General features: G+C 54.3%; 1 pseudogene. It reads right to left on the bottom strand.

Going from position 1 to position 313, the window contains the following annotated elements:
* Nucleotides 1-313: pseudogene (locus OYT88_RS21110) on the bottom strand (Mo-dependent nitrogenase C-terminal domain-containing protein); the annotation flags it as partial.

Raw genomic sequence — 313 nt, forward strand, 5'->3', positions numbered from 1 at the left:
ATAAGCCACGCAAGACGTTTTGGCTTTGGTTACCAGATCCAATCGCGTGTCGCCTTCCCGATTCCGCTGATTCAAACGACAAAGTGCAGGAACAGACAAGAAATAGCGATCCAGCAGGAACAGCGCCCGGCCGAACACCTGAGCTGCCGAAAAACCCTGGTCGATCATCTGCACCACATGGGAGCTTCGTTCTTCGTCGTTGTTTTCCCAATGACGTATGGCTTGTACGCCGTCGTGAAGACGAAGAGCGAGCGGCAGGCAAAACGTTTTTCCGGCGTTTCCGATGAGGATGCCCACCGATCCCCAGAGATGC

Origin of the sequence: Sporolactobacillus sp. CQH2019 (assembly GCF_028765345.1) — a bacterium.
Classification (GTDB): domain Bacteria; phylum Bacillota; class Bacilli; order Bacillales; family Sporolactobacillaceae; genus Sporolactobacillus.